We start from the raw sequence: 11396 nt of genomic DNA on the forward strand, positions 1-11396 counted from the left end.
AGTACTCAGGTGTGACGGTGGCCAGGCAATAGCGCGTCACCCCTTAGAAACAGAGAGGCTTGCGCCTCTCTTTCGTTCACAACATCAATACGGCTATTACCACCAGATTTCCATCTGTGCGCCGAAGCTGAATTCATCGCTGTCGCCGCGGCTATTGGAGAACTGACCGTTACCGGTAGAGTCGCTGATGGCAGAGCGGCCAATTGCGCCGGTGTTGCTTTTCACGTAACCCCATTTTTCATCCCATTTCGCATAGGTTGCGAAGACGCGCAGCGCCGGACGGGACCAGATGCTGTCGCCTGCCTGCCATTGTTGCGCAAGGGTGATTTTGTACTGGCTGTTACGATCGCCGGTTTGCTGCGATTTCACGTTGTCGTAGCCAACTTCCAGCAGGGTGCTCATGATCGGCGTCCATTTGTACATTGGACGTACGCCGACGGTGTACCAGTCAGTACCACGGTCGTCATCGCGATCCAACTTCTGGTACATACCCACGTACATCAGGTCCCATTTTTCGGCGAGCGTGATTGCACCGTGATCGAGTAAACGCAGCAGCGAACCATCGTTGTTGACGTTACGGTCAACGGCGATATCGTTATCAGTCCAGGAGCCTTGCGGAATGCCTTTACCCTGCGCGGTCATCGCATCAGTACCGTACTGAACCACGAATTTGTTAAAGCCTTTCAGCATGCTCTGGGTATGTTCTGCGGTGAACAACCAGCCGTCTTTTGATGCGTCGTTAGACAGGCGGTAATCATCAGTGGTGTTGGCACGGCCATAGTCCACACCTAATTCCAGCATCCCGTCCGGGTTAGTTTCCAGACCGGCTAAACGCACGTCATATACGTCGTTGGCGGTGTCTTTCGTGGCGTCATAAATGTGGTTGCTGCTAAAGGAGGTCGAACCGCCCGCTTCCTGAGAACGGGTAGCGGCCAGAGAGAGCTTACCAAAGCCGAGGTCGATGTTTTCGATACCCGCGCCCGGACCGGAAATATCCCAGTAGTAGAAGTCGATCATGTGAACGTCATGACGCTGATAGAAACGCTTACCGGCCCAGATAGTAGAGCCTGGTAGCGCATCAATCAGGTTTTTACCCTGCACGTTGGCTTCGCGGAAAGCCGGATCGGTGGCTTCCCAGTCATTCTGCTGCGCGACGGAGTAGGCGACGTTAGTGTCGAAGTAGAAGCTCTTATCGCCCTCTTTCCACACTTCCTGACCGAGTTTGATTTCAGCGTAGGTTTCACACTCGTTACCCAGACGGTATTTACTTTGTGCGCCCGTTGCCTGGAAACATTGTTGTTCGCCGCCGCTGCCGGTCCAGCCAATGCCGGAACGCGCGTAGCCATGAAAATCGACGGCGCCTGCGTGGGCAGAGAGAATGCCCGCGGTAATGGCGATCGCCAGTGGAAGTTTGCGCAGAGTAGTCATTATTCTATCTCCTGAGATCATTGCTTTTCTTTTATTACGCATCGGTCTTCTCAGCCTTTGCGCATTTAATGGGAATGCTTAAACGCCTGGCTCTTTATGCAACCGTCGACATGCAGTGCCATCTTCGCGAAACAGATGGCAACGCTCCGGCGGCAGGCCGATGGCGAATGTGGCACCCTCTTCTACCAACACCACGTCATTCTGGCGGTACACCAGGTTCTGACGGATGGCGGGGATTTGGATATGAATTTGTGTTTCGTGTCCCAGCTGCTCGACAACCTGAACCACGCCTTCCAGCGTGACGTCGGCGATATCGCTTGGCAGCAGATGTTCAGGACGAATACCGAGTGACATATTGGCGCCCACCTGAACACTGGCGCTGTCCACCGGCAGCCAGACGTGCTGACGGTTCGGCAGTTCAACCTGAACCTGATCGATAGCGGTAGCCGTCACCTTCACCGGTAAGAAATTCATTTTCGGCGAGCCGATAAAGCCCGCGACAAAACGGTCAGCCGGATAGTGATACAGTTCCAGCGGCTTACCGACCTGCGCTACGCGACCGGCATCCAGCACCACGATTTTGTCAGCCAGCGTCATCGCTTCGACCTGATCGTGGGTAACGTAAATCATCGTGCGGCCCAGACGCTTGTGCAGACGGGAAATCTCAATACGCATTTGCACGCGCAGCGCTGCATCAAGGTTGGAGAGCGGTTCATCAAGCAGGAATACGCGCGGTTCCGCCACCAGCGTACGGCCGATTGCCACGCGCTGACGCTGGCCGCCGGACAGCGCTTTCGGCTTACGATCTAACAGGTGCGCGAGCTGAAGCACTTCCGCAACCTGATTCACGCTCTGTTTCATAACCTCTTTTTTGGCCCCTGCCAGCTTGAGACCGAACGACATGTTTTCGGCAACGGAGAGATGGGGATAAAGCGCATAGGACTGAAACACCATGCCCACGCCGCGTTCAGCGGGCGGGATATCATTCATCCGTGTTTCACCAATAAATAAATCGCCGCTGGTGATGGTTTCCAGTCCAGCGATCATGCGCAGCAGGGTCGATTTCCCACAGCCTGACGGTCCGACAAAGACCACGAATTCACCTTCATGGATGTCGAGGTTGATATTTTTTGATACCACCACGTCGCCCCAGGCTTTCGTTACATTCCGTAGCTGTACGCTCGCCATGCCCTCTCCCTTCGTTACAACCTGTCATCAACAGAAACATTCAGATGCGCTGACTATGAGCTAAACAATCACGTAACAAATCCTCCACCCCCGCGCTTTTCTATGGGGGAGGAGTCGGGAGGATGAGAAGCGGGCTTCTGCGAGGCGGCGCGGGGCGCGGCGGCTATTTTCGTGATGCCACCGACAAAAATTGGCGCGCTTTTATGTGCGCGGTAACTCATAACTCAAATTTATGTAACGAAGATCACAGAACGAGGCGGTGGGGCGTAGAGCCGGGGAGGATGGAAAGGGCTTGTCAAACCAGGAGACTAAGCATCGTCAAGCCACCTGAGCGTATCCACGAGTAATAACCATAAGGACGGGATATATGAATATCAAAACTGGCGCACGCATCTTCGCACTGTCCGCATTGACGACGATGATGTTTTCCGCCTCGGCTCTCGCCAAGATTGAAGAAGGTAAGCTGGTTATCTGGATTAACGGCGACAAAGGCTATAACGGCCTCGCTGAAGTGGGTAAAAAATTCGAGAAAGATACCGGCATTAAAGTGACCATTGAGCATCCTGATAAACTGGAAGAAAAATTCCCGCAGGTGGCGGCCACTGGCGACGGCCCGGATATCATCTTCTGGGCGCACGACCGTTTTGGCGGCTACGCGCAATCCGGCCTGCTGGCTGAAATCTCGCCGGATAAAGCCTTCCAGGACAAACTCTATCCCTTCACCTGGGATGCCGTACGCTATAACGGCAAGCTTATCGCCTATCCGATTGCCGTAGAAGCTCTGTCGCTTATCTACAACAAAGACCTCGTACCTACTCCGCCGAAAACCTGGGAAGAGATCCCGGCGCTGGATAAAACGCTGAAAGCGAAAGGTAAGAGCGCGCTGATGTTTAACCTGCAAGAGCCGTATTTCACCTGGCCGCTTATCGCTGCTGACGGCGGGTATGCGTTCAAATTTGCTGACGGCAAATACAATGTGAAAGATGTGGGCGTCGACAATGCGGGCGCGAAAGCGGGCCTGACTTTCCTGGTCGATCTGATTAAAAACAAACAGATGAACGCCGATACCGACTATTCCATCGCTGAAGCCGCATTTAACAAAGGCGAAACGGCAATGACCATTAACGGTCCGTGGGCGTGGGCCAACATTGAGAAGAGCAAGGTTAACTACGGCGTTGCGCTGCTGCCAACCTTCAAGGGCAAGCCGTCTAAGCCGTTCGTCGGCGTACTGAGTGCCGGTATTAACGCCGCCAGCCCGAATAAAGAACTGGCGAAAGAGTTCCTCGAAAACTACCTGCTGACCGATCAGGGTCTGGATGACGTGAACAAGGATAAACCGCTGGGCGCCGTCGCCCTGAAATCCTTCCAGGATAAGCTGGCGAAAGATCCGCGCATTGCCGCCACCATGGATAACGCCCAGAAAGGCGAAATTATGCCAAACGTGCCGCAAATGGCAGCGTTCTGGTATGCCGTTCGTACCGCAGTGATCAACGCGGCCAGCGGTCGTCAGACCGTCGATGCCGCACTGAAAGATGCGCAGGGCCGTATTACCAAGTAATGCTGTAGCGCAGATGCCGGATGGCGGCATAGATGTCTTATCGGGCCGGGCTTTGCGCAGGCCCGATAAGCGCAGCGCCATCGGGTATTTTGACCTGCAGGTTTCCAATGTTGTAGAGGAAGATCCCCATGGATGCCGTTAAAAAGAGACACTGGTGGCAAAGCGACACACTGAAATGGTCAGTGACTGGATTGCTGGCGCTGCTGGTGGGTTACCTTGTTGTTTTAATGTACGCCCAGGGGGAGTACCTGTTCGCCATCATGACGCTGATTTTAAGCGGTGCTGGCCTGTATATTTTCGCTAACCGTAAAACCTACGCGTGGCGCTATGTCTATCCGGGTATGGCCGGGATGGGCCTGTTTGTGTTGTTTCCTCTGGTCTGCACTATTGCCATCGCATTTACCAACTACAGCAGCACTAACCAGCTGACCCAGGAGCGTGCGCAGCAGGTGCTGATGGACCGTTCGTACCAGGCGGGTAAAACCTATAATTTCGCACTTTATCCGGCGGAGGATAAATGGCAACTCGCGCTGACCGACGGCGAAAGTGGAAAAAATTATCTCTCCGACGCCTTCACGTTTGGCGGCGAGCAGAAAATAGCGTTGAAGGAAGTCAACGCCCTGCCGACGAGCAAACGCGCTAATTTGCGCGCGATCACCCAGAATCGTCAGGCGCTGACCCAGCTTACTGCGGTACTTCCTGATGAAAGCAACGTCATCATGAGTTCACTGCGCCAGTTCTCCGGCACCCGCCCGCTGTATACCGAAGCCAGCGACGGGACATTAACCAACAATCAGAGCGGCGTGAAATATCGTCCCAATAACGATATTGGCTATTACCAGGCGCTAAACGCAGAGGGTAAATGGGCCGATGAAAAACTCAGCCCCGGTTATACCGTGACTATCGGCTGGGATAACTTTATGCGCGTCTTTATCGACGACGGCATTCAAAAGCCCTTCCTGGCGATTTTTGTCTGGACGGTCGTTTTCTCCGTCCTGACCGTTATCCTCACGGTGGCCGTCGGCATGATCCTCGCCTGCCTCGTACAGTGGGAATCCCTGAAAGGCAAAGCGGTTTATCGCCTTCTGCTGATCCTGCCTTACGCCGTCCCCTCTTTTATCTCGATTCTGATTTTCAAAGGGCTGTTTAACCAGAGCTTTGGCGAAATCAACATGATGCTCAGCGCGCTGTTCGGTATTAAACCGGCCTGGTTTAGCGACCCAACTACCGCCCGCGCGATGATTGTGATCGTCAATACCTGGCTGGGTTATCCGTACATGATGATCCTGTGTATGGGCCTGCTGAAAGCGATTCCGGACGACCTGTACGAAGCATCGGCGATGGACGGCGCGGGGCCGTTCCAGAACTTCTTTAAAATCACCCTGCCGCTGCTGATCAAGCCGCTAACGCCGCTGATGATCGCAAGCTTTGCGTTTAACTTTAATAACTTCGTACTGATCCAATTGTTGACCAACGGCGGGCCGGATCGTCTCGGCACCACGACGCCTGCGGGCTATACGGATTTACTGGTCAGCTACACCTACCGTATTGCCTTTGAAGGCGGCGGCGGTCAGGACTTTGGTCTGGCGGCAGCCATTGCCACGCTGATCTTCCTGTTGGTGGGAATGCTGGCGATTGTGAATCTGAAAGCCACGCGTATGAAGTTTGATTAAGGGAGATATCGATAATGGCCATGGTCCAACCCAAATCGCAGAAATTACGTTTGTTGACGACGCACCTGCTGTTGTTGATATTTATCGCCGCCATTATGTTTCCGCTGCTGATGGTCATCGCGATTTCACTGCGTGAAGGCAACTTTGCGACCGGCAGCCTGATCCCGGAACGTATTTCGTGGGAGCACTGGCGGCTGGCGCTGGGCTTTAGCGTCGAACATGCCGACGGACGCGTTACGCCGCCGCCGTTCCCGGTATTACTGTGGCTGTGGAACTCAATAAAAATTGCCAGTATTACCGCGCTGGGCATTGTGGCGCTATCCACAACCTGCGCCTATGCTTTTGCCCGGATGCGTTTTCCTGGTAAAGCCACATTGCTGAAAAGTATGCTGATTTTCCAGATGTTCCCGGCAGTACTGTCGCTGGTGGCGCTATACGCCCTGTTTGACCGTCTCGGACAATACATTCCGTTTATCGGCCTGAACACACACGGTGGGGTGATCTTCGCCTATCTTGGCGGCATTGCACTGCATGTGTGGACCATTAAAGGCTATTTCGAAACGATTGACAGCTCGCTGGAAGAAGCGGCGTCGCTGGATGGCGCCACGCCGTGGCAGGCGTTTCGCCTGGTTCTGCTTCCGCTGTCGGTGCCGATCCTGGCGGTGGTATTTATACTGTCGTTTATTGCCGCCATCACCGAAGTCCCTGTTGCCTCGCTGCTGTTGCGAGATGTAGACAGCTATACGCTGGCCGTGGGGATGCAGCAATATCTCAACCCACAAAACTATTTATGGGGCGACTTCGCTGCCGCCGCCGTGCTGTCCGCTATCCCTATTACCGCCGTATTCCTGCTGGCCCAGCGCTGGCTGGTTAATGGCCTGACCGCGGGCGGCGTAAAAGGTTAAGTTTTATCGTTCGAAACCACTGCAACCCTCAACTTTTCAATGCATGACTTGTGACTGTTATTTGGCGCTCCCCGGAGCGCCTTTTTTTATTCGCGTTTCAGCCGTTTGGTATTGCACAGCCAAAGCGTAATGACCAGTAGCAAAATCGCACCCGAGTAAATCAGCACATCAACCGGCGAGGTGTGATCGACAATGATCAGCCGGACAATCGCCGTGATCCCGATATAGACGAAATAGCGCAGCGGGAAGTGAAAACCGGACTGAAAGTATTTCACAATCAGCGCAATAAATTCGAAGTAGAGAAAGTAAACCACCAGCCCTTCCACCAGCTCATATTTGCTGGTTTGCTCCGGCGCAAAGAGCACCTCCGCCAGATGTACGGTCTCCTTGCCGAGGAAAACCAGCAGGATCAGGCCAAGACTAAGCAGGCCCAGATTGAGGGCGGTCTGAAGAATTGTGGAGATAAACTCAACCGCCGGACGGGGTAGAGATGACATTGCAGCACCTTTTGCTAAAAATAACAGGCACAGATATAGCGCGAAAGTGTGATCCAGATCTACATTTTTTACGCAGATTTTAGTCAGCCAACGTAAAGGCCAGTCAGGCTGGCCTGATAATTTTTACCCCGGAGCGACTCTGCCCGGTGGCGCTGCGCTTACCGGGCCTGGGATTATCGGAAGGCTTATCCGTTCGCCGGAGCACCCCCTCTCCCTCAGGGAGAGGGCGGGGGTGAGGGTGGTCAGAACTCAGCGGAAATTGACGCTCTTATCGCTGGTCATGCCGTACAGATCAAACTTCCTGCCCAGCATTTGTCCCCCGTCGCGGGTCAGCGGCGTCCAGCCAACCGCGGCGCGGCTGCGGGTCGGGCCGGATGTGAAGAGATCCAGAGGCACAGAAACGTACACCCCTTTGGTGAAGTCCCCTTCCCCATACTCATCAGCTGACACATTCGTAATGGTCGCATACCCGCCCACGACGACGCCGCTGTCGAAGCGTTTGGCAATATCCAGCGTGCCGCCTTTATCCCCGGCAAGATATTGCCCGACGCTCGCCTTCACCAGCACATCCTGAGCGAAAGGTGGCGTCCAGTAGGCGGTGAGATGGCCGGTTTTCACGCTGTAATCGGTGAATTTCATCATGTCCTGCGCACTGCGCCAGTCGCGCTGTTTAACGTAGTTAGCATCCAGTCCCACGGCCCAGTTACTGTCTACCGGACGATACAGCACCTCTCCCCCTGCGCCACCAAACATCGTCTCAAGATAGCCGCCATAAACCTGCCCATAGACATTATTGCCCAGGTACTGGAAATAGTTGGCCTGCAGGTTATTCACGTAAACGTCATTCGCAACGTATTCACGCACGCGAGTACGCACACGCGGTAATGTTGAGTCACTCGGTGGATTGGTGTAGTTAAACTTGTCGTAGTTATTCGCCACATTGGCAAACAGGCTACCGGTGGTGAGCAGATGATCGGTTAACCACAAATCGGCCGTCGCCATCGCGCCAAGCTGATACATGTAGAAGCTTTCCGGTCCGCCGAAGGACTGATTAAGCACCGGATCGAGATGGAAGTCGAAGCGTGACTTATCAAAATACCAGCCCTGCTCGGTACTCTCAGGCACAATCGGCGTGATGCGCTGCTGAACCAGCGGCGTTTGCTGGCCCAGCGGCTCCCCTTCCAGATGACGCTTCAGACTGGCGACGTCGGTCTGGGTCGTGACCTGCGGCATATTCAGACGATTTTCAGTCACCCGGATAGTGCGAATGCCGTCCGGCAGATCGTTCATGATGATGCGGTTAGCGCGTTCGATACCTTCGCGCGAATCGCGATATTTCACCTGCTCGCCGGTAACGTACAACGTATCTCCCTTGACCTGAATTTTTGGATCGGTCAGGCCCGCGTTATATTTCAACAGGGTAAGCTGATTCGAGACCACGGAGTGCTGAAGAATGGCATCCTGCGGTTCGGGATGATACTGCGGCCGGGCATTATCGTTGTAGTGTGGGCGCAAGTCGTTAAAGTTGGTGCGTAATGTCACGCCAAACATTAGCGTATTACCGCGCTCATAGCTGACATTCACGTCGGCCCAGTCGGTCGCGCGATAAATCGCTCCCACGTTAAATTTACTTTTTTGATCCAGCCGACCGGCAAAGTCCTGCTGATAATTATTGCCTTCATATTCCAGCTTCAGACGCAGCGGCTGCCACGGCGTCTGATATTCTACGCCGCCAAACAGGGATGCCGGGCCGCGAAACATCTCACCGGTATCGACCGATCCGGCCTGCTTATAGCTGTTATCGCGCTGGCAGTATTTATCGCTCACCGAACACAGCGGATTGCTGACGTTGCCGCTGGTGCCAAGATAGCCCCAGCCAAGACCCAGTGAGAAATCGAAGGGTCCCCAGGCTTTATTGGCGACCAGATACTCCGCGTCAAAAAGCCCGGTACCGCCAATATCCCGCGCGCCTGCTGATACCTGCGGTAGCCAGTAGCTCTCTTCCCACAGCCGCAGTTTGACGTCGAAAGCTTTATCTTTATAGGTCTGATCGCCGGAGAACGCCTCCACAGAGCTGTAGAGTTTTGTCCGCACATCGGTATAACGCAGCGTGGTTTCCAGCCACGGGAAAAGCTGGACTGACGCCGAATAATACCGGTACTGATCGTTATCACGATAATTGAGACTTAACTCCCCTTCTCGCGCCATACGTGCGGTAGGGGTTTGTAGTAACCCCACGCCGCCAAAATCAGACTGCGAGGGGCCGACCGGAGCGGGATACGTTTCTGCGTGGCAGGCTGCGCTCACACTTAATGCCAGCAGGCTGTAAAGACAGGTTTTTTTCATTATTCAGGTACTCGCTGCGTCAGGGCGCGAACAATGTCGGCATTGAGCTTATCCGGCGTCTGGCTCCATAACGCGTCGGCAAAACCGACATAAATAGTGCTGCCGGGCATCGGCTCGACATGACGATGATTCCAGTACGCCACCGGGACTTTTTGCGTTCTGCCATCGGGATAAATTACCCACGCGTAACTGCGATCGGCACCGCTCAGTAGCGTATTAGCATCGAGATAGCGGGCAACATCGCGACCGGGCGTAAACGGCATTTTCCCCGGCTGGCTTACCAGACCAAAAACCGTGATCGAGTCCGGGCGCGGTCCGGCCCACAAGCTGTATTCACCCTGCAGGCGCGGATTGCCGCTGTGACTTACCCGTACGGTATCCGGGTCGAGGTTAATCAATTGTCGCCCGGTGACCGTTATCGCTTTCATCTGTTCGCGTAATGCCTCAATAGCACGCCGATCGTTACCGCTTTCTTCACCGGCGACCGCGGTCAGATGCGCTAATAACGCCTGCTGTTGCTGACGAGCAACGGCTGTGGCCTGCCGCTCGCCGATCGCCGCACCCGGCCACCAGCTATTCGCCAGCTGCGGCTGGGTGACCACGTCGATAAGATGCTCTGCACCGGTCAGTGTTTTTGCCGGTTGATTCGGCGCAGAGTAGATCTGTACCGTGCCGGCAGCCGCGCAGGTGGAGAGAAGCGTGGCGATTAGCGGCGCAACGAAACGTGTTCTCATGATTTCGCCGCCTTGATTAACGTGGTTTTAATCGGGAAGAAATCTGCGCCCAAAAACTGTACCGACTGGCGAATTTGCCCTTCGCTATCAATCCAGTAGCGGTTAGTCCAGCGAGACTGGTCGGTTTCGACCTCTTCATCCAGTACGCGGACCCGCGTACTTTCGCCGCCTACAATGACATTGTCAGTGCCCTGCCAGTTGAAGGCCGAGCGCGCCGTGGCGTAACGCACCTGGTTATACTCTGTCCAGCCCATAGTGCGGGTCCAGCGCGTACCGTCGGTAATTTGATTCGGCCTGGCCAGCGGATCGGCTGCGAGATTATTGACCTCCAGCAGGTTATCCCCGCCAAGCAGAGTTTTAACCAGACGCCCGTGCCGGGTGACCAGCGTAGCCTGATCCTGCGTCACCCATTTCTGCTGCCCGTTTTCGGCGAAAGCGAGCACCACAAATAGCTGTGGGCCATTGTTGAGCTGAACGTACTGACTGGCATAAGGCATGTTTTGAATTTCATCGTCCGTGAGATGAACCCCAGGTGTACCAAACAGGCTGCTCCACAAAGAGTCTCCCAACCCTTGTGTGGTCGATGAACAGGCCTGGAGTAGCAGGCAAATCATAATGAGTGCAGGTCGCTTCACGACTCTTCTCTCCGGAGGGGCAAAATAACCACACCGAAGTGTGGTTAGGGTTAATGTACCCGGCGTTAGCGGGTACTTGTGGTCGTGGTGGTAGTGGTTCCGGTATTGGAACCATCACCGCCACCCGTTGCCGCCAGCGCGACACCCACAGCCGAGCTTACCGGGCTAACGCTGCTTGTCGTGGAGCTTCCCACTGAAACAGACGTCGCCGCGGAACCTGCGGCCTCACCGACCTGGACCGGTGCTGCATACGCGGTTGTAGCCGCGCAGGCGGTTATGGCAAAAATGCCATACAGGATTTTATGCATATCAATTTCCCTTCATTGAATGAATGGAGGTGCCTGAAATATCCAGGCGGGTTCGAGTATACACAACGCGAATTGCGGGGAAATAATGAGGAAATAGCGGATGGTATTAACTTAAATTTGGGAA

General features: G+C 54.5%; 10 protein-coding genes. 3 read left to right on the forward strand and 7 right to left on the reverse strand.

Features of this window, described 5'->3' with window-relative positions; genetic code table 11:
• Positions 1-96: 96 nt before the first annotated feature.
• A complete protein-coding gene (locus tag AC791_RS00320; RefSeq protein WP_148677728.1) occupies positions 97-1431 on the reverse strand; it encodes a maltoporin in 1335 nt (444 codons plus the stop codon).
• A gap of 75 nt (positions 1432-1506) precedes the next feature.
• Positions 1507-2616: a maltose/maltodextrin ABC transporter ATP-binding protein MalK gene (gene malK / locus AC791_RS00325; RefSeq protein WP_049838504.1), complete on the reverse strand. Its 1110-nt coding sequence runs from the start codon at positions 2614-2616 to the stop codon at positions 1507-1509.
• 367 nt (positions 2617-2983) lie between these two features.
• On the opposite strand from malK, the gene malE reads away from it, so the two are divergent.
• The 3 genes from malE to malG all read left to right on the forward strand — a co-directional run bounded on the left by malE (position 2984) and on the right by malG (position 6752).
• Positions 2984-4174, forward strand: coding sequence for a maltose/maltodextrin ABC transporter substrate-binding protein MalE (malE, locus tag AC791_RS00330; protein WP_049838505.1), 1191 nt, complete (start codon positions 2984-2986; stop codon positions 4172-4174).
• A 128-nt stretch (positions 4175-4302) separates the two neighbouring features.
• Entirely contained in the window at positions 4303-5847 is a 1545-nt protein-coding gene (gene malF / locus AC791_RS00335) for a maltose ABC transporter permease MalF (protein WP_049838506.1), read from the forward strand.
• Positions 5848-5861: 14 nt separating this feature from the next.
• Positions 5862-6752, forward strand: coding sequence for a maltose ABC transporter permease MalG (malG, locus tag AC791_RS00340; RefSeq protein ID WP_049838507.1), 891 nt, complete (start codon positions 5862-5864; stop codon positions 6750-6752).
• An 86-nt stretch (positions 6753-6838) separates the two neighbouring features.
• On the opposite strand, the gene psiE is transcribed toward malG, so the two are convergent.
• From psiE to yjbE, 5 genes are all read right to left on the reverse strand, one after another.
• Positions 6839-7249: a phosphate-starvation-inducible protein PsiE gene (psiE, locus tag AC791_RS00345; RefSeq protein ID WP_049838508.1), complete on the reverse strand. Its 411-nt coding sequence runs from the start codon at positions 7247-7249 to the stop codon at positions 6839-6841.
• A gap of 249 nt (positions 7250-7498) precedes the next feature.
• On the reverse strand, positions 7499-9595 hold the full coding sequence (locus AC791_RS00350) for a YjbH domain-containing protein (protein ID WP_049838509.1): 2097 nt from the start codon (positions 9593-9595) through the stop codon (positions 7499-7501).
• Positions 9595-10329, reverse strand: coding sequence for a capsule biosynthesis GfcC family protein (locus AC791_RS00355; protein ID WP_148677727.1), 735 nt, complete (start codon positions 10327-10329; stop codon positions 9595-9597). Before AC791_RS00355 ends, AC791_RS00350 begins: the two co-directional genes overlap by 1 nt.
• Positions 10326-10964 (reverse strand): YjbF family lipoprotein, encoded by a 639-nt coding sequence (locus AC791_RS00360; RefSeq protein WP_049838511.1) that lies wholly within the window; start codon positions 10962-10964, stop codon positions 10326-10328. Before AC791_RS00360 ends, AC791_RS00355 begins: the two co-directional genes overlap by 4 nt.
• A gap of 65 nt (positions 10965-11029) precedes the next feature.
• On the reverse strand, positions 11030-11272 hold the full coding sequence (yjbE, locus tag AC791_RS00365) for an exopolysaccharide production protein YjbE (protein WP_049838512.1): 243 nt from the start codon (positions 11270-11272) through the stop codon (positions 11030-11032).
• Between the last annotated feature and the right edge of the window lie 124 nt (positions 11273-11396).

This window comes from Klebsiella sp. RIT-PI-d (genome assembly GCF_001187865.1).
Classification (GTDB): Bacteria; Pseudomonadota; Gammaproteobacteria; order Enterobacterales; family Enterobacteriaceae; genus Superficieibacter.